This window comes from Hydrogenophaga sp., assembly GCF_031426985.1.
Lineage (GTDB): Bacteria > Pseudomonadota > Gammaproteobacteria > Burkholderiales > Burkholderiaceae_C > Hydrogenophaga.
In genome coordinates, this window is the sequence record NZ_JASJOY010000070.1 from 1 (window position 1) to 18259 (window position 18259).

The 18259-nt window shown below is 69.2% G+C and carries 17 protein-coding genes; 5 read left to right on the forward strand and 12 right to left on the reverse strand.

Features of this window, described 5'->3' with window-relative positions; all coding sequences use genetic code 11:
- Positions 1-152: 152 nt before the first annotated feature.
- Both RMP09_RS09390 and RMP09_RS09395 read left to right on the forward strand, forming a co-directional pair.
- Positions 153-569: a F0F1 ATP synthase subunit epsilon gene (locus RMP09_RS09390; RefSeq protein WP_310565716.1), complete on the forward strand. Its 417-nt coding sequence runs from the start codon at positions 153-155 to the stop codon at positions 567-569.
- Positions 570-680: 111 nt separating this feature from the next.
- Positions 681-1268, forward strand: a complete 588-nt coding sequence (locus RMP09_RS09395) for a cyclic nucleotide-binding domain-containing protein (protein ID WP_310565717.1) — start codon at positions 681-683, stop codon at positions 1266-1268.
- Between the two features lie 33 nt (positions 1269-1301).
- Here the strand turns inward: RMP09_RS09395 and RMP09_RS09400 are convergent, their stop codons facing one another.
- From RMP09_RS09400 to RMP09_RS09410, 3 genes are read right to left on the reverse strand one after another with little or no spacing between them, the layout of a single operon-like run.
- Complete coding sequence (locus RMP09_RS09400) at positions 1302-1829, reverse strand: TPM domain-containing protein (RefSeq protein WP_310565718.1); 528 nt, start codon at positions 1827-1829, stop codon at positions 1302-1304.
- Positions 1830-1834: 5 nt separating this feature from the next.
- Positions 1835-2740 carry a TPM domain-containing protein gene (locus RMP09_RS09405; RefSeq protein WP_310565719.1) on the reverse strand — a complete coding sequence of 302 codons (906 nt, stop codon included), beginning with the start codon at positions 2738-2740 and terminating at the stop codon, positions 1835-1837.
- Entirely contained in the window at positions 2737-3336 is a 600-nt protein-coding gene (locus RMP09_RS09410) for a LemA family protein (protein WP_310565720.1), read from the reverse strand. The genes RMP09_RS09405 and RMP09_RS09410 overlap by 4 nt, the downstream gene beginning before the upstream one ends.
- A gap of 162 nt (positions 3337-3498) precedes the next feature.
- Here RMP09_RS09410 and RMP09_RS09415 point away from each other — a divergent pair, with 162 nt between their 5' ends.
- Genes RMP09_RS09415 through RMP09_RS09425 form a run of 3 tightly spaced genes read left to right on the forward strand, consistent with a single transcriptional unit; the run spans position 3499 to position 5534 of the window.
- On the forward strand, positions 3499-3936 hold the full coding sequence (locus RMP09_RS09415) for a nuclear transport factor 2 family protein (protein ID WP_310565721.1): 438 nt from the start codon (positions 3499-3501) through the stop codon (positions 3934-3936).
- Positions 3937-3959: 23 nt separating this feature from the next.
- A complete protein-coding gene (locus RMP09_RS09420; RefSeq protein ID WP_310565722.1) occupies positions 3960-4955 on the forward strand; it encodes a YheT family hydrolase in 996 nt (331 codons plus the stop codon).
- Between the two features lie 12 nt (positions 4956-4967).
- The gene (locus RMP09_RS09425; protein ID WP_310565723.1) at positions 4968-5534 is read left to right on the forward strand and encodes a DUF2946 family protein; all 567 of its coding nucleotides are present in this window, start codon (positions 4968-4970) and stop codon (positions 5532-5534) included.
- 71 nt (positions 5535-5605) lie between these two features.
- Here RMP09_RS09425 and RMP09_RS09430 read toward each other — a convergent pair whose 3' ends face one another.
- The 9 genes from RMP09_RS09430 to RMP09_RS09470 form a co-directional block, all read right to left on the reverse strand.
- Positions 5606-6466: a c-type cytochrome gene (locus RMP09_RS09430; RefSeq protein ID WP_310565724.1), complete on the reverse strand. Its 861-nt coding sequence runs from the start codon at positions 6464-6466 to the stop codon at positions 5606-5608.
- A 240-nt stretch (positions 6467-6706) separates the two neighbouring features.
- On the reverse strand, positions 6707-8572 hold the full coding sequence (locus RMP09_RS09435) for an alpha-amylase family protein (protein WP_310565725.1): 1866 nt from the start codon (positions 8570-8572) through the stop codon (positions 6707-6709).
- Positions 8573-8588: 16 nt separating this feature from the next.
- Complete coding sequence (locus tag RMP09_RS09440; RefSeq protein ID WP_310565726.1) at positions 8589-10229, reverse strand: alpha-D-glucose phosphate-specific phosphoglucomutase; 1641 nt, start codon at positions 10227-10229, stop codon at positions 8589-8591.
- An 89-nt stretch (positions 10230-10318) separates the two neighbouring features.
- Entirely contained in the window at positions 10319-11965 is a 1647-nt protein-coding gene (locus tag RMP09_RS09445) for an alpha-glucosidase family protein (RefSeq protein ID WP_310565727.1), read from the reverse strand.
- Complete coding sequence (locus RMP09_RS09450) at positions 11962-13305, reverse strand: GH1 family beta-glucosidase (RefSeq protein ID WP_310565728.1); 1344 nt, start codon at positions 13303-13305, stop codon at positions 11962-11964. Before RMP09_RS09450 ends, RMP09_RS09445 begins: the two co-directional genes overlap by 4 nt.
- Before the next feature lie 142 nt (positions 13306-13447).
- Positions 13448-14620: a carbohydrate ABC transporter permease gene (locus tag RMP09_RS09455; protein ID WP_310565729.1), complete on the reverse strand. Its 1173-nt coding sequence runs from the start codon at positions 14618-14620 to the stop codon at positions 13448-13450.
- Positions 14617-15621 carry a sugar ABC transporter permease gene (locus RMP09_RS09460; protein WP_310565730.1) on the reverse strand — a complete coding sequence of 335 codons (1005 nt, stop codon included), beginning with the start codon at positions 15619-15621 and terminating at the stop codon, positions 14617-14619. Before RMP09_RS09460 ends, RMP09_RS09455 begins: the two co-directional genes overlap by 4 nt.
- 147 nt (positions 15622-15768) lie before the next feature.
- Entirely contained in the window at positions 15769-17070 is a 1302-nt protein-coding gene (locus RMP09_RS09465) for an ABC transporter substrate-binding protein (RefSeq protein WP_310565731.1), read from the reverse strand.
- Between the two features lie 68 nt (positions 17071-17138).
- Complete coding sequence (locus RMP09_RS09470; RefSeq protein ID WP_310565732.1) at positions 17139-18140, reverse strand: sn-glycerol-3-phosphate ABC transporter ATP-binding protein UgpC; 1002 nt, start codon at positions 18138-18140, stop codon at positions 17139-17141.
- Positions 18141-18259 lie beyond the last annotated feature (119 nt).

Consider the following 18259-nt stretch of genomic DNA (forward strand, 5'->3'; position numbering starts at 1 on the left):
CGAGTGCGATCACCTGCCCGAGCAGGCCTTCTACATGGTCGGCACGATCGACGAGGCCTTCGAGAAGGCGAAGAAGGTGGCCTGATGGGGCTGGGCGCTGCGTGTCGGCGCCCGTCCTCTGACCATCGTTTTCCCTTTTCACAGGAGTCAATATGAGCACCATCCACGTCGATGTGGTCAGCGCCGAAGAGTCCATCTTCTCCGGCGAGGCCAAGTTCGTGGCCCTGCCGGGTGAGGCGGGTGAGCTGGGCATCCTGCCCGGTCACATTCCGCTGATCACCCGCATCAAGCCCGGTGCCGTGCGCATCGAAAAAGCCGACGGCGGCGAAGAGTTCGTGTTCGTGGCCGGTGGCATTCTGGAAGTGCAGCCCCACTGCGTGACCGTGCTGTCGGACACCGCCATCCGCGGTCACGATCTGGACGAAGCCAAGGCCAACGACGCCCGCAAGGCCGCCGAAGAGGCCGTCAAGAACGCCAAGAGCGATATCGACCTGGCCAAGGCCACGTCGGAGCTGGCGGTGATGGCGGCCCAGATCGCAGCCCTGCGCAAGTACCGCCAGAAAAAGTGAAACGCCGTGTGCGTTTTGCCCGCCCAGACCGGCCCTGAGCCGGTCTTTTTTTGCTCCAAAGCTGGCGCTGTGCGCGCGCGGCTGGGATGATGTTTGCAGGAGTATTTCGGCATGGTCGACCTGCGCGCTTCATCGATGTTTGAGAACCCGGATCTGGCGCCGGAAGAGGTGGCCGCGCGCATGCTGGTCACGCCCACCGCACTGGACGATCTGACCGTGGCCGACGCGATGAAGGTGGTGGGCTACATGCGGCCCAGCGTGATCCCGTCCGGCACGGTGTTCATCGAAGAGGGCGAGATCCGCAAGACGGACTACATGATGCTGGTGCTCGAAGGCGACATCGCGGTCGAGAACGAACTGCCCGGTCTCAACGAAAGCATGGTGGTCAACGTGATCGGCCCGGGGCACCTGATCGGCGAGATGGGCCTGCTCGATGGCTCGCCACGTTCGGCCACCTGCACGGCCACCACCGACATCGTCGTCGCGATCCTCACGCGCACCGCGCTGATGCGCCTGCTCAGGGACGAACCGCGTGTGGGTGCGCGGCTGCTGCTGGCCATTTCCACCCGCATGGCGCAGCGCCTGCGCGAGACCACCCGCAAGCTGCGCACCTTCGCGCAGATGAACAAGGCGATGCACGAAGAGCTGCAGGTGGTGATGAACAACCGCACCGTGCGCGGCGACCAACGCGCCAAGTGACGCGCGCAGGCTGCGCCAGCGGGGCGCGCGGCCTCAGGCGCGTACCAGGGCGTCGGGCAGTTCGTCCGGGTTGACGGTGTCGGCGTCGGCCGGAAAGTGTTCCACCAGCAGGGCCGAGACTTCTTCCAGTGCCTGGGTCAGACCATCTTCAAACGCGCCCTCGCGCAGGCGTTGCCCCAGCCGGTCCACCACCGCCTGCCATTGCGCAGCGTCGACCACGCGGGCCAGCCCCCGGTCGGCCACGATCTCGATGGCATGTTCGGCCAGCAGCAGGTAGATCAGCACGCCGTTGTTCTGTTCGGTGTCCCAGATGCGCAGGCGCCCGAACCATTCGAGCGCGCGCTGGCGCCCCTGCCGGCGCGCGGCCGTGTCATCGTGCGCTTGCCAGGCCAGCGACCAGGGGAGGGCGGCTTCGACGCAGATGCGCACCTCGCCGGTGTGGCGCCGTTCGCTGGCGGCCACCCGCTGGGCCAGCCGTTCGGCCATGCCGTCCGGCACGGCGCGCCGGGTGTCGGCCGCGTACAGCCACAGGTGGCGCCACAGCCGTTGCAGTCGGGTCATGGGCATCACCAGCCCCCTGAGGCGCCGCCGCCCCCGAAGTTGCCACCGCCGCCCGAGCCAAAGCCCCCGCCGCCGCCGAAGCCCCCACCCCCGAAACCGCCCCGGCCGGGGCCGTCCCAGCCGCGGCTGCGGCCCGATCGCACCGGCGCCGAGGGCAGGTGCTGCATGAACAGCGCCACCAGCAAGGCCAGCAGCCCCGCGCCGATCGCGATCCAGAACACCGCGGTGATCATCCAGGCGATACCGCCAGCGGCACCGCCGGTGAGCAGCACGCCGAGCTTGTTGCCGAAGATGCCGCGCAGCACCGCCGACAGGATGGGCACGGCGAAGGCGCCGAAGATCAGCAGGTCCATCGGCTCGAAGTCGTTCGATGAGGCGTCGTGCTGCGCAGGCGCGGGCAGCGCCTCGCCCGCGATCAGCGCCAGGATCTGTTCCACGCCGGCGCGGATGCCGCCCGCGTAGTCGCCTTGCCGGAAGGCGGGCGCCACGGCCTGGTCGAGGATGCGTTTGGCCATCAGGTCGGGGATGGCGCCTTCGAGCGACTTGGCCGGAGCGATGCGCATGCGCCGGTCGTTCTTGGCGACCACGAACAGCAGGCCGTCGCCCACGTCCTTGCGCCCGATCTTCCAGGCGTCGCCCAGGCGCTGGGTGTAGTCGGCAATGTCTTCCGGCGCGGTGGTGGGCACGATCAGCACCACCACCTGCGCGCCGCGTTCCTGTTCGAAGCGGGCCAGCCGTTCTTCGATGGCCGCCAGCGCCGCCGCGTCCAGCGTGCCGGTCTGGTCCATGACGCGCGCGCGCAGTTCGGGCACGGGCAGCAGGTCCTGGCCCCAGGCCAGCCAGGGCGCGAGCGCAAGGGCCAGCCACAGCAGCAGGGTGCGCACGGGGCGTGCGCCCGCCAGGGCGGTCATTTCTTCTCGAAGTCGACCGCGGGCGGCGCCGAGATGGCGGCCTCGTTCTGCACCGTGAAGTTGGCCTTGGGCGCGTAGCTGAACACCATGGCCGTCAGGTTGGTGGGGAAGCTGCGCGTGAGCACGTTGTACGACTGCACGCTCTGGATGTAGCGGTTGCGCGCCACGGTGATGCGGTTCTCGGTGCCTTCGAGCTGCACGCGCAGGTCGGAGAAGCCCTGGTTGGCCTTGAGGTTGGGGTACTGCTCGACCACCACCATCAGGCGGCTCAGGGCGCTGCCCACCTCGCCCTGTGCGGCCTGGAATTTCTGCATCGCCGCCGGGTCGTTGACCATCTCCGGCGTCATCTGGATCGAGGTGGCCTTGGCGCGGGCTTCCACCACTTTGGTCAGGGTTTCCTGCTCGAAATTGGCCTCGCCCTTGACGGTGGCGACGATGTTGGGAATCAGGTCCGCGCGGCGCTGGTACTGGTTGAGCACCTCGGACCAGGCCGACTTGCTTTCTTCGTCCAGGCGCTGGAAGTCGTTGTAGCCGCAGCCGGTGGTCAACAAGGCGGTGGACAGCAGGGCGGCGGCCAGCAGGGCACGGTTCTTCATCGGGTTCCTCCGGGGCAAAGACCTATCATAGTGCGAGGCCTGTGGGACCCGAACCCGCGCGGTGACCGCCCCCGGGCCAGCGCACCGCGCGACCGGGTGCCGGCGACCCAGGGGCCCGTCCCGCGAGACAATGCCGCCTGAACCCCCCATCCCACCCCCGCCATGCGCAAACCCAAACTGCCCCCGGGCTCACCGGACGACACCGAACACGCGTTCTACGAAGCGCTGCAGCACGCCGACATCGACCGCCTGATGGCCTGCTGGACCGACGAGGACGACATCGTCTGCGTGCACCCGGGCGGCCCGCGCCTGGTCGGCCATGCGGCGGTGCGCGCCGCCTTTGAAGCCCTGTTCGCCAACGGCAGCCTCAAGGCCGTGCCCGAGAAAGTGCGCCGCCTCGATGCCGGCGGGTGCAGCGTGCACAGCGTGGTCGAGCGCATCGAGGTCATGGGGCACGACGGCCCCAGCAGCGCCTGGGTGCTGGCCACCAACGTCTACGCCAAGACGGCGCAAGGCTGGCGCATGGTGGCGCACCACGCCAGCCCCGGGTCGGCCAGCGAACCGACCGAGGCGCAGCCCCCCTCCACCCTGCTGCATTGAGCCCCGGCGACCGGAGCGAACGCATGAACCCCGCCTGGGATTACCGAGCGCCCTGGTGGCTGCCGGGCGGCAATGTGCAGACCCTGTGGGCCGCGCTGGTGGCGCGGCGCCATTTCGGCCCGCAGCCGACCTGGCAGCGCCGCCGCTGGACCACGCCCGATGGCGACTTCATCGACCTGGACTTTGCGCAGCACGCCAGCGCACCCAACGCGCCGCTGCTGGTGCTGTTCCACGGCCTCGAAGGCTCCTCGGCCAGCGCCTATGCGCAGGCCTTTGCCGACTTCTCGGCCGCGCAGGGCCTGGCCTTCGTGGTGCCGCATTTCCGCGGCTGTTCGGGTGAACTGAATCTGGCGCCCCGCGCCTACCACTCGGGCGACTTCCACGAAATCGACTGGGTGCTGCGCCGCCTGGCGGCCGAGCACCCGCAGCGCCCGCTGCTGGCGGCCGGCGTTTCGCTGGGCGGCAACGCGCTGCTGCGCTGGGCCGGCGAAATGGGCACACAGGCCGCGCCGGTGGTGCGGGCGGTGGCGGCGGTCTGTTCGCCGCTGGACCTGGCCGCCGGCGGTCACGCCATCGGGCGCGGCTTCAACCGGCTGGTCTACACCCGCATGTTTTTGCGCAGCATGGTGCCCAAGGCCTTGCAGAAGCTGCAGCAGCACCCCGGCCTGTTCGACCGCGAGGCCCTGCTCGCCGCGCGCGACCTCTACGCCTTCGACAACATCTTCACCGCACCGCTGCACGGTTTTGCCAACACCGAGGACTACTGGTCCCGCGCCTCGGCCAAGCCGGTGCTGGCACACATCCGCGTGCCGGCGCTGGCGCTGAACGCGCGCAACGACCCGTTCGTGCCCGCCGCTTCGCTGCCGGTGGCGGGGACGGTCGGCCCGCATGTCACGCTCTGGCAACCCGCGCAGGGGGGCCATGTGGGCTTCCCGGCGCCGCTGGGTGCCCTGGGCCTGCCGGGCCATGTGCGCGCCATGCCCGAGGCCGTGGGCGCCTGGCTGCTCCAGCAACTCTGAACGGAGACCCTCATGGACGACATCGTCAAAGCCGCGCTCGCCAAATGGCCCAACGTGCCGCATTGCCACGGCTGGCTGGGGCTGGACTCGCGCGGCCAGTGGTACATGCGCGACGACCGCTGCCAGCGCAGCGGGCCGTTTGCGCTGGAGCCGGGAGAGGCCGCCACCGCCTGCAAGGGCTCGCTGCTGCGGCACGACAAGCTGATCGACTTCATCCACCGCAACTGCGCGGCCGACGCCGCCGGGCAGTGGTTCTTCCAGAACGGGCCGCAGCGCGTGTACCTCGAACTCGAAGCCACGCCCTTCGTCTGGCGCCTGCAGCCCGACGGGCGGGTGCTGGCCCACACCGGACAGGACGCGGGGGCCGTGCAGCGCTGCCTGCTCGACGAGCACGGCCACCTGTACCTGGAGACCGCGCTGGGCCTGGGCCTGGTGCACAGCAACGACATGGGGCTGGCCGCCGACGCCGTGGAGCGCGCCGACTGGGTGCCCGAAGCGGTGGCGGCCGCCGAACTGCCCGCGGCCTGGCGCTTTGTGCGCAGCCCGCAGCGCCTGACCGGGCAACGGCCCTGGGTCTAGGGCAACGCTGAACCGCAGGCGCAAAAAAGCCGGTCACGAGGACCGGCTTTTTTTGTGGGGGTTGACCCTGCTTACTTGACGGCGGCGGCCATGTACTCGACGGCGGCCTTGATCTCGGCGTCCGACGCGGTGGTGCCCCCCTTGGGCGGCATCGCGCCCTTGCCCTTGATGGCCGAGGCCGTCAGGCCGTCCACACCGGCGCCCAGGCGCGGGCCCCAGGCGGCCTTGTCGCCGAACTTGGGCGCACCGGCCACACCGGCGGCGTGGCAGACCATGCAGGCCTTTTTGTACAGGCCTTCGCCATCGGCGGCGGCCGGGGCCGCCGCGGCGGCGGGCGCTGCAGCGGGAGCGGCGGCCACCACAGCGGCGGGTGCGGCCGCGGGGGCGGCCGCGGCCGGGGCGGCTTCTGCACCGGCCGGGGCAGCGGGCTCGGCCAGCTTGCCGCCGGCGGCGTTGGCCATGTAGACCACGGCGCGGCCGACTTCGTAGTCGCTGAAGTTGCCGCCACCCTGGGCGTTCATGTTGCCCTTACCCTTGAGGGCCGAGGCCAGCAGGGCGTCGTAGCCCTGGCCCACGCGGGCACCCCAGGCGCCGGCGTCGCCGAACTTGGGTGCGCCCCCGGCGCCGGTGGCGTGGCAGGCCGCGCACTGGGTGTTGTAGACCGCTTCACCGGTGGCCAGGGCGCGCGGGCCGCTGTTGCTCTGGAGTTCGACCGTGCCCACACGGGCGATGCGCTTGGCGGTGGCGATCTCGGCGCTCACCGCGTCGGCCTGCGACAGCACGCCGGTGGTGGGCTTGGCGTCCGAGGTGACGTAGTACACCAGGCCGATGATGATGAACACTGGGGCCACGAAGGAGAAGAACGACGTCCAGAGCAGCTGGGCGGGCGTCTTGATCGGGCCGGTGTGGGAGTCGTGCGCGTGGTCGCTCATGGTGTCCTCTGAGGGTGGCGAATCGGTGCCAATGGGGTTCCGGGGGGCGTTGGGGCGTGGCCTGCCACGGGCAGGCAACCCGCGATTATAGGCAAGGGCCTCTGGCCAAAAGCTTTCGGGGAACCAGGCCCACCGGGGTGCTCAGCGCCTGCCGTGACGCCAGGGCGTGCGCCGCAGGCCGTGCAGCCAGGCCGGGCCGACGTGACACAGTGCCCGGCAGGGTTGTTGTGGTCACGGTGTTCACGGCTGTTGCAGCCAGAGTTGCTGGTAGGGCTGCAGCGTCAGGCCTTCGCGCAGCGCAAAGCCGCCGCCGCCGACCAGGTCGACCGCCTGCGCCGGCAGGGCGGCCAGCACGCTGGCGTCCACCGCTTGCACCTGTTCGCTGAAGTTGGCCAGCACCAGCACGGCGCCACGGCCCTGGCCGCGCTGCAGGCCCAGCACCGCCGGGTTCTGCGTCCAGAACGGGGTCAGCGTGCCGCCCGCGAGCGCGGGCAGGTGGCGGCGCAGGCCGATCAGGTGCGTGAGCCCGGTGAACATGCGGCCAGCGGGGGTGCTGGGGTCGCGGCGCTGGGCGTAGCGCGCGTCGTCGCGCGCGGGGCGGTGCAGCCAGCGGCTGTCCACCGCCTTGTGCGCGTCGTCCTGCCAGGTGTGGTCGTTGAGCGTGGCCACCTCGTCACCGAGGTAGATCAGCGGGATGCCGCCGCTGGCCAGCACCACGCCGTAGAGCAGCAGCAGGCGCGGAATGCCGTGCACGTCGCCCTGCTCGACGCCGCAGAGCGAGGCGGCGGTGCCGCTGATGCGGCAGTCCCCCGTGGCCGGGTTGTCCTGGAAGGGTTCGCCGCGCGCGAAGCTGCCGGGAAAGCGGTTGACGAAAAATTTGTTGAGAAACTGGCGGTGGGCGAAGCCGTCGATGCCGAAGTGGATGGCGTCTTCGTCGGCAAAGGTCCAGCCGATGTCGTCGTGGCTGCGCACGTAGTTGACCCAGGCGGTGTGGGCGGGCAGGGCGTGGCGGTGTTCCAGCGCGTGCTGCAGCAGGTTGACCTCGCGCGTGGCCAGCGAGTTCCATAGCAGGGCCATCTGCAGCGGGTTGTAGGAAACCTGGCATTCCTCGGTGGAGATGTAGGTCGCCACCTCGTCGGGGTGCACGATGGCCTCGCTCTTGAACAGCAGCGAGGGCGCGGCGATGCGGCACAGCGCGTTGTAGGCGCGCAGCAGGTGGTGCGCCTCGGGCAGGTTCTCGCAGGGCGTGCCCTTGCGCTTCCACACAAAGGCCACCGCGTCCATGCGCAGGAAGTCCACGCCCAGGTTGGCGATGAACAGCATCTCGCGTGCCATGGCGGTGAACACCGCCGGGTTGCTGTAGTTCAGGTCCCACTGGTAGGTGTGGAAGGTGGTCCAGATCCAGCGGCCGTCGGGCAGCTGGCTGAAGGCGCCGGGGTGCTCGTCGGGAAAGATCTCGCGCACCGTCTGCTCGTACTGGTCGGGCTCGCTGCGGTCCGGGAAGATCCAGTAGTAGGCGCTGTGTTCGGCGTCTCCGGCGGCGGCTTTCTGCGCCCATTCGTGCTCGTCGGACGTGTGGTTGAAGACGAAGTCCAGCACCGGAGAGATGCCTGCTTCACGCAGCGCGGTGAACAGCGCGCGCAGCTCGGCCATGCTGCCCAGGGCCGGGTCGGTGGCGCGGTAGCTGCTGACCGCGTAGCCGCCGTCGTTGTGCGGCTGGGGGCTCTTGTAGGGCGGCATGAGGTGCAGGTAGCTCAGGCCCAGTTCCTGCAGGTAGGGGATCTGCGCCTTCAGGCCCTCGAAGCCGCCCGCCCAGAGGTCGGCGTAACAGACGCCGCCCAGCATCTGGTGCGAGGCAAACCAGTCGGGCGCCTGCTCGCGCTGTGCATCGCGTTGCTGCAGGACGGCCGGGCGCTCGCGCCAGCCGTCGTAGGCCACGTGCAGCAGGTCCTCCACCACCTGTTCGAAATCCGGTTGATCACCGTAGAGGTGCGACAGCTCCCGCACCAGCCGGGGACCGTGTGCCGAAAGGCGTTGCGCAAAAGCGGGCCAGTGGGGCTGGGCGCGCAGGGACTGGGCGAGGCGGTGGGCGATGCGGTCGAGCATGGTGGCGGGCAAAGGCTCAGGTCATGACGGTGGGCGCGCTCATGCCCGTGTGGTGTTCGATGCGCGCGAGGCTGCGCGCCAGCGCGATCAGCGGGGCCAGCGCTTCTTGCGCGGGCACGTCGTGGCGCGCGGCGTCGGGTTCGTGGCGTTCGAGGTAGACGCGCAGGGTCGCGCCTTCGGTGCCCGTGCCCGAGAGCCGGAACACCACGCGCGACGAGTCTTCGAGCACCACGCGCACGCCTTGCTTCTGGCTCACCGAGCCGTCGACCGGGTCGGTGTACGAAAAATCGTCGGCCCAGGCGATGGGTTGTCCGGCGACCGTGCTGCCGCCCAGCGAGGGCAGCTGCGCGCGCAGCTCGGCCATCAGCGCGTTGGCGTTCTCGGTCGCGATGCCGTCGTAGTCGTGGCGCGAGTAGACGCAGCGGCCGTGGGCCTGCCACACGCCGCGCACCAGCGCTTCGACCGACTGGCCGGTGACGGCGACCAGGTTGAGCCAGAACAGCACGGCCCACAGACCGTCTTTCTCGCGCACGTGGTCCGAGCCGGTGCCGTAGCTCTCTTCGCCGCAGAGCGTGATCTGGCCGGCGTCGAGCAGGTTGCCGAAAAATTTCCAGCCGGTCGGGGTTTCGTAGCAGGCGATGCCCAGGGCCTTGGCCACGCGGTCGACGGCGGTGGAGGTGGGCATGGAGCGCGCCACGCCGGCCAGGCCCCGGGCGTATCCGGGCACCCGGGTCGCGTGGGCGGCCAGCACCGCCAGGCTGTCCGAGGGCGAGACGATGAAACGCCGGCCCAGGACCATGTTGCGGTCGGCGTCGCCGTCGGAGGCCGCGCCCATGTCGGGCGCGTCGGGCCCCATCAGGTGGGCGATCAGGTCGTCGGCGTAGGCCGGGTTGGGGTCGGGGTGCAGGCCGCCGAAGTCTTCCTTCGGTTCGGCGTGCACCACCGTGCCGGCCGGCGCGCCCAGCTCGCCTTCGAGGATGGCCTTGGCGTACGGCCCGCCCACGGCCCACATGGCGTCGTAGCGCAGGCGGAAGCCGGCGGCGAACAGGCGGCGGATGGCGTCGAAGTCGAACAGCCCGCGCAGCACGGCGGCGTGGTCGGCGACCGGGTCGATCACCTCGATGGCCATGCCCTCCATGGTGTGCGTGCCCAGGGTGTCGAGCGGGATGTCGGCGGCGTCGCTGAGGCGGTACGCCGACAGCGCCTGGGTGCGTTCGTAGACCGCCTGCGTGAGCTTCTCGGGCGCGGGGCCGCCGTTGGTGGCGTTGTATTTGATGCCGAAATCGCCGTCGGGCCCGCCGGGGTTGTGGCTGGCCGAGAGGATGATGCCGCCGCTGGCGCCGCGGCGGCGGATCACCGCGCTGGTGGCCGGCGTGGACAGGATGCCGCCCTGACCCACCAGCACCTTGGCGTAGCCGCGCGCGGCCGCCATCTTCAGGATGGTCTGCACCGCCACCCGGTTGTGAAAGCGCCCGTCACCACCGAGCACCAGGGTCTGGCCGCTGGCCGGCGCGTCGCCGTGCAGCACGTCGAACAGGGCCTGGACGAAGTTCTCCAGGTAGTGCGGCTGCTGGAACACCGTGACCTTCTTGCGCAGGCCGGAGGTGCCCGGCAGCTGGCCGGCGAAGGGGGTGGTGGTGACGGTCTGGATGCTCATGGGGACTCCTGTGGCGACACGTGGGCTGGGGCCGGGTCTCCCCGGCCGCAGGCACCAGTGTCGCCCAACTCGGGAGCCTGCCGGTCCGGTCAGACGCGGTGCAGGAACAGGCCCCCGTAGGCTTCGCAGCGCACGCCGTCGCCGTCGAGGTGGGCGCCTTGCAGGCCGCTGCCGTCCAGCACCGTGGCGGAGCGCCAGGCTTCGGGCAGCGCCAGCCGTGCCGGGCGGTCGCTGAAGTTGAAGACGCACAGCAGCGTCTGCTGCGCGTGTTCGCGGGTGAAGGCCAGCACCTGCGGGTCGGCGGGCAGCAGGCTCATGCGGCCGTCGCGCAGCGCGACCTGCCCGCGGCGCCAGTGCAGCAGCCGGGTGAAGAACGACAGCATCGAGTCCGCCGCGCCGGTCTGGCGGTCCACCGACAGGGCGCGGTGCGGCTCGGCCACCGGCAACCAGGGGTGGCCCCCGGTGGTGAAGCCCGCGTGCGGCGCGTCGGCCTGCCAGGGCATGGGCGTGCGGCAACCGTCGCGGCCCTTGAACTCGGGCCACATGGTGATGCCGTACGGGTCCTGCAGGTCCTCAAAGCGCAGCTCGGCCTCGGGCAGGCCCAGCTCCTCGCCCTGGTAGAGGCAGACCGTGCCGCGCAGGCTGGCCTGGAAGGCCGCGGCCAGGCGCAGCAGGCGCGGGTCGGGGTTGGGGCCGCCCCAGCGGGTGGCCGAGCGCACCACGTCGTGGTTGGACAGGGCCCAGCAGGGCCAGCCGTCGCCCACGATCTCGCCAAAGCGGCCGAGGAAGCCGTGCAGGAAGGGCGCGTCGTGCGCCTCGCCCAGCAGGTCGAAGCAGTAGGCCATGTGCAGCTTGTCGCCGCCCGCGGTGTACTCGGCCACGCGGGCCAGCCCGTCGTCGTCGCCGATCTCGCCCACCATGGTGGTGTCGGGGTACTGGTCGAGCAGGGCGCGCAGGCGCTGCAGGAAGGGCAGGTTCTCCGGCCGGCTCTTGTCGTACACGTGGCGCTGCCAGCCGTAGGGGTTGAAGGGGTTGACCGCCGGGTCGGGGTTGTTGCGGTCGGGTGCGCCGCGGCCCGGGTTGTCGCGCAGCAAGGCGTCGTGGAAGAAGAAGTTGACCGTGTCCAGGCGGTAGCCGTCGACGCCGAGGTCGAGCCAGAACTTCACCGTCGCCAGCAGTGCGTCCTGCACCTGCGGGCTGTGGAAGTTCAGGTCGGGCTGGCTGGTGAGGAAGTTGTGCAGGTAGTACTGGCAGCGGCGCGTGTCCCACTGCCAGGCGCTGCCGCCGAAGATGGACAGCCAGTTGTTGGGCGGGTTGCCGTCGTCCTTGGCGTCGGCCCAGACGTACCAGTCGGCCTTGGGATTGTCCTGGTTGCTGCGGCTTTCCACGAACCAGGGGTGGGCGTCGGCGGTGTGCGAGAGCACCTGGTCGATCATCACTTTCAGGCCGAGTTCGTGCGCCCGCGCCACCAGCGCGCGGAAATCGTCCAGCGTGCCGAACATCGGGTCGACGTCACAGTAGTCGCTGACGTCGTAGCCGAAGTCCTTCATCGGGCTCTTGAAGAAGGGCGAGATCCAGATACCGTCGGCGCCGAGCGCGGCGATGTGGTCCAGCCGCTGCGTGATGCCCGGCAGGTCGCCGATGCCGTCGCCGTTGGAGTCCTGGAACGAGCGCGGGTAGATCTGGTAGATCACGCCGCCGCGCCACCAGTGGTTGTTGGGTGCTTTGGTGCTCATGTCGGTTGCGGGGAAGAAATGAAGTGCTGGAGCCAGTGGGCACTGGCCTTGGGGGTGCGTTGCTGGGTGGCGTAGTCGACGTGCACGACGCCAAAGCGCTGGCTGTAGCCCTGAGCCCACTCGAAGTTGTCGAGCAGGCTCCAGACGTAGTAGCCGCGGATGTCGATGCCGCTGGCGACCATCTGCGCCAGCTGGGCCAGGTGCGATTGCAGGTAGGCCAGGCGTATCTGGTCGTCGCAGGCGCCGTCCACCGCCGGCGTGTTGTCGGCGGCGCCGTTTTCGGTGATCCAGATCGGGGGCAGCGGCCACTGCGCCAGCAGCTTGCGCGTCACGCGCTCCAGGCCCTGCGGGTAGATCTCCCAGCCGATGTCGGTCAGGTCCGGGCGCTGCGGATCGGGCGGCACGAAGCGGTAACCACGGGCCAGCTCGGCGTCGCTGACCGGGGCCTGCGCGATCGAGCGGGTGTAGTAGTTCAGGCCGATGAAGTCCAGCGGCTGCGCGCAGATGGCGGTGTCGCCCGGCAGGCGCTGCCCGGCCAGCGGGCCCATCTGTTCGAGCATCTCGGCCGGCCATTCGCGGTTGAACAGCGGGTTGAGGAACACGTCGTTGCGTTCGAGCTCGGCCAGGCGCGCGGCCGCCACATCGGCCGGGGCGTCGCTGGCGGCGTCGCACAGCTCGGGGTTGAGCACGATGCCCAGCTGCGTGTCGCGGCGCACGCTGCGCCAGGCCTGCAGGCCCAGGCCGTGCGCCAGCATCAGGTGGTGCGCGGCCAGCAAGGCGGACGGCCGGTCCTGCACGCCGGGGGCGAAGACGCCGAGGTCGTGGCCCAGGAAGGCGCTGCACCAGGGTTCGTTGAGCGTGGCCACGCGCGGCAGCAGGTCGCCCAGCTCGTCGGCCACCAGGGCGGCGTAGTCGGCAAAACGGTAGGCAGTCTCGCGCCGCAGCCAGCCGCCCTTGAGGTGCGCGGGCAGGTCCCAGTGGAACAGGGTGGCGTTGGGGGTGATGCCGCGCTCGTGCAGCGCCGTCAGCAGCCGGCGGTAGAAGTCCAGGCCCTGCGGGTTGGCGCGGCCGTCTTCGGTTATCACCCGGGTCCAGGCGATCGAGAAGCGGTAGTGCCGGAACCCGAGGTCGGCCATCAGCGCGATGTCGTCGGGGAAGCGGTGGTAGTGGTCGCAGGCGACCAGGCCATCGCTGCCGTCCTTGATGCGGCCGGGCTGCGCGCAGAAATCGTCCCAGATGCTGGGCAGCTTGCCGCCTTCGCTGGCGCCGCCCTCGATCTGGAAGGCGGCGGTGGCACAGCCCCATTCGAACGAGGCGGGGAAACGTGGACCTTCAGTCATGGAGCGTCAGGAAAGATGTCGGAGAAACGGGGTTGTTCCAGCACACGCCGTGGAACCGGCTCCGCCGGGCCACAGGCGGGGTCCCCCTGGGGGGAAGCCGCGCAGCGGCGCAGGGGGGAGGCGTATTCCCGGCGCAGGGGGGCTACTTCACCGAGCCGGACAACAGACCGCGCACGAAGAAACGCTGCAGCGAGAAGAACACCGCCACCGGCACCGCGATCGAGACGAAGGCGCTGGCGGTCAGGATCTCCCAGCTCTCGCCGCGCGAGCCCAGCAGGTCGTTGAGCTGGATGGTCAGCACCACCTGGTCCGGCGACTTGCCCAGGAAGACCAGGGCCACCAGGAAGTCGTTCCAGACCCAGAGGAACTGGAAGATCGCGAAGCTGGCCAGCGCGGGCAGCGACAGCGGCAGCACGATGCTGGTGAAGATCTGGAAGTGGGTCGCGCCGTCCATGCGCGCGCTCTCGATGATGTCGCGCGGCAGCGAGGCGATGTAGTTGCGCAGCAGGTAGATCGCCAGCGGCAGGCCGAAGGCCGAGTGCGCCAGCCACACGCCCAGGTAGGACTTGGACGGCACGCCCAGGGTCTCGCCAAGCTCGTTGTACAGGCGCAGCAACGGGATCAGCGACATCTGCAGCGGCACCACCAGCAGGCCCACCACCACCACGAACAGCCAGCGCCGGCCGGGGAACTCCATCCAGCTGAAGGCGTAGGCCGCAAAGGCCGCGATCAGGATCGGGATGAAGGTGGCGGGAATCGTGACCTTGAAGGTGTTGAGAAACGCGTTGCCCACGCCCTCGGAGTCGACCACCTTGCGGTAGTTGCTGGCGGTGAAGCTTGGCGGCGTTTCGGCCACGTAGAAGATGCGCACGCCGCGGTCGCTCTCGTAGGCCTGGTTCAGCACCAGCTTGTACTGGCCGTCGGCGGCCACGGTGAGCGTGCCGTCGGGCTGGCCGTCTTCCTCGTCGAAGATCTGCGCATCGCCCAGCGTGATGGTGCTGCCGATGGGGTGTTCGCCCGGTTCGGCCGACTTGGTCGAGAAGCGCTGCAGGCGGGTGGCGTTGCCCTCGGGGAACAGGCGGCCGGCGATCACGAAGCGATCGCCCTCGGGCACCACGCTCTGGGCGCCGGCGGTGCGGCGCATGTCGGGCCGGGTCTGGGTCGACAGCGAGGTCCACCAGCCCGAGGAGACGATCTGTTCGCGGTCGCGGAAGCTGGAGACCAGCAGGCCGAAGGTGGGCAGCACCCAGGCCAGCACGATGACCAGCAGCAGCGCGTGGGAGACCAGCGCGGCGGGGGAGAGTCGGAGTTTCATCGCTGGGCCTCCTCGGCGCGGAATCGGCGGATGTTGAAGGCCATCACCGGCACCACGGCCAGCATCAGCACCATGGCCAGGGTGGAACTGCGACCGTAGTCACCGCCGCCGCGGAACATCCAGTCGTACATCAGGTTGGCCAGCACGCTGGTGTCCCACTGGCCGCCGGTCATGGCCATCACGATGTCGAACACCTTGAGCACGGTGATGGTGATGGTGGTCCAGACCACCAGGATGGTGGACATCACCTGCGGCACCATGACCTCGAAGAAGATCTGCAGTTCGGTCGCGCCGTCGATGCGCGCGGCCTCGATGGTGTCGGTGGGCACGCCGCGCAGCGCGGCCGAGAGGATCACCATCGCAAAGCCGGTCTGGATCCAGATCAGGATCGCCATCAGGAAGAAGTTGTTCCAGAACGGCACCGTCACCCAGGCCTGGGCCTCCAGGCCCATGCCCTGCACGATGGCGTTGAGGATGCCGATCTGCTCGTTCTCCGGGCCGCGGAAGTCGTAGACGAACTTCCAGATCACGCTGGCGCCGACGAAGCTGATCGCCATCGGCATGAACACCAGGGTCTTGGCGGCGTTGCCCCACCAGACCCGGTCGGCCAGCACGGCCACCACCAGGCCCAGCGCGGTCGACGCGGCGGGCACCACCAGCAACCACAGGAAGTTGTTGCGGATGGTGATGAAAAAATTCTCGTCGGTGAGCACCCAGCCGTAGTTCGCCAGGCCGACGAACTGCTCGCCGGTGGCGTCCATGAAGCTCAGGCGCAGGGTCTCGAAAAACGGGTAGACCAGGTACACGCCCAGCAGCAGCAGCGCCGGTGCGATGAACAGCCAGGGGCGCACGCCCTCGCGCAGCCGTTCGCGTTGCTGGCGCGGCATCGAGGGGCGGGCCAGCACATGGTCCAGCAGCCAGTTGCTGCCCGCGAAATACAGCAGGCAGAAACCGACACTGACCACCACGGCCAGAAGGGTCTGGAAGATTGAATCGAACATGGTGGTCAAAGCAATAAGGGGCGACGGGATGGGCGACCCGTCACGCACGCCGCCTCGCGGTCCAGGGCTCCCGTGGAACTGGCTTTGCCAGGCCACAGGGAGCGTCCCCCCTCCGGGGGGAAGACGCGAAGCGGCGCAGGGGGGGGATTACTTCAGGGCTTCCCAGGACTTCTGGATGTCATCGGTGACCGCCTGGGCCGACTTGCCGCCCGAGTAGTCGACCATGCCCTTCCAGAAGCTGCCGGCACCGACGGCGCCGGGCATCAGGTCGGAACCGTCAAAACGGAAGGTCGTGGCGCCCAGCAGGATCTCGCCCTGCTTGCGCTGGCCCTTGGTCTTGTACTTGGCCAGGTCCACGCCCTTGTGCGGGGTCAGGAAGCCGCCGTCGGCCATCCAGGTCTCGTGGGCCTGCGGGTGCTGCAGGTACTCCATGAAGGCACGGGCGCCCTTGCTGTCTTTGGTGATCGTCATGATCGTGCCGCCACCCAGGACCGGGTTGCCCAGCTTCTTGCCAGCGTAGGACGGGAAGTAGAAGAAGTCCGCGTCGTCGGCCTTGCCTTCTGGGAAGAAGGCCGGGATGAACGAAGCCTGGCGGTGCATGTAGCACTTGGGCGGCGAACCGAACAGACCCTTGGGGCTGTCCTTGAAGCTCACCGTGGCCACGGCCTTGGCGCCGCCGTCGACATAAGCGTCGTTGCGGGCGAACCAGCCGTAGGCTTCGATGGCTTCGACGACGCGCTTGTCGTTGAACTTCATCTTGTTGCTGGTCCAGTCGTCGTAGACCTGCGGGCTCTGGGTGCGCAGCATCATGTCCTCGACCCAGTCGGTGGCGGGCCAGCCGGTGGCGGCGTCCGAACCCAGGCCGATACACCAGGGCTTGCCACCGTCGGCGGCGATCTTCTTGGTCAGGTCCTGCAGCTCTTCCATGGACTTGGGCACTTTGTAGCCCTTTTCCTTGAAGTTCTCGGGCAGGTACCAGACCAGGCTCTTGACGTTGACGTTGTAGAACAGGCCGTAGAAATTGCTCTTGCCGTCCTTGCCCTTGTAGGTGCCCAGGTCGGCCCACGAGCTGCCAGCGGCGAAGTTGGCCTTGACCCAGTCGCGCGACTTGTCACCCAGCGGCGCCAGGCCACCGATGGCGGCCATGTTGGCGGCCAGACCCGGCTGCGGGAACACCGAGATGTTGGACGGCGAGCCGGCCTTGATGTCGATCACGATCTGCTGCTCGGAGCTTTGCGAGCAGGCGTGCTTCACGGTGGCGCCGGTGGCCTTCTCGAAGCCGGCGATCACCTTCTTGAACGAGCCTTCTTCGGCGCCGGTCCAGGGGCAGGTGATGGTGACGGTCTCGCCCTTGAGATTCGGTCCCTTGTAGTCGGCGGCCTGGGCGGTGGCGCCCAGTGTGCCCAGCGCCAGTGCGGCGGCGCCGGCGATCGTGGTGGTTTTGTACATCGTGCGTGTCTCCTCGGTGGGTTGCTTTGCGGCCCATCCGCAAAGCGGGTGAAAAAAGGGGTGGGGGGTCAGATCCGCAGGCCGGCGGCGTCGAAGCGGTACAGGTGCTCGGGCCGGTAGCCCAGGCGGACCGGCTCGCCGGGCTGCACCGTCACCGTGCCCTCGACGCGGGCTGTCAGCTCGCCCAGGGGGCCGGCGTCGACGTAGGCAAAGGTCTCGTTGCCCAGCATCTCGGCGTGGCGCAGCGTGCCCTCGATCGGGCCGCCGGCTTCCAGCCGCAGGTGCTCGGGGCGCACGCCAACGCAGTGGGCGCCCTGGGCCTGCGCGTGCGGACCTTCGATGAAGTTCATCTGCGGCGAGCCGATGAAACCGGCGACGAAGCGCGTGGCCGGGCGGTGGTACAGCTCCAGGGGTGCGCCGACCTGCTCGATGCGGCCCTTGTTGAGCACCACGATCTTGTCGGCCAGCGTCATGGCCTCGACCTGGTCGTGCGTCACATAGACCATGGTCGCGCCCAGGCGGCGGTGCAGGGTGGCCAGCTCCACGCGCATCTTGGTGCGCAGGGCCGCGTCCAGGTTGGACAGCGGCTCGTCGAACAGGAACACCTTGGGGTTGCGCACGATGGCGCGGCCGATGGCCACGCGCTGGCGCTGGCCGCCCGACAGCGCCTTGGGCAGGCGCTGCAGGTAGTCGCCCAGCTGCAGGATGCCCGCGGCCTCGTTGACCCGGCGCTGGATCTCGTCCTTGGGCACCTTGGCGATCTTCAGGCCGAAGGCCATGTTGTCGTAGACCGTCTTGTGCGGGTAGAGCGCGTAACTCTGGAACACCATCGCCACGCCGCGCTCGCTCGGCGGCAGGGTGTTGACCACCTGCTCGCCGATCTGCAGCTCGCCGCTGGAGATGTCTTCCAGCCCCGCGATCATGCGCAGCAGCGTGGTCTTGCCGCAGCCCGAAGGCCCGACAAACACCGCGAACTCGCCGGGTTCGATGTCCAGATCCACGCCGTGGATCACGTCCACACGGCCGTAGCTCTTCTTGATGTCTCGCAAACGCAAACCAGACTGCGCCATGGCTGAAAACCTTTCGTGTCGGCCCTGGTGAAGCAATGGGCCGCGGAACCGGCCAGCACCCCTGGCCGTCACAAAATTACAGCATCGATGCAATCGATTGCATGCTGGGGTTTGCCCTA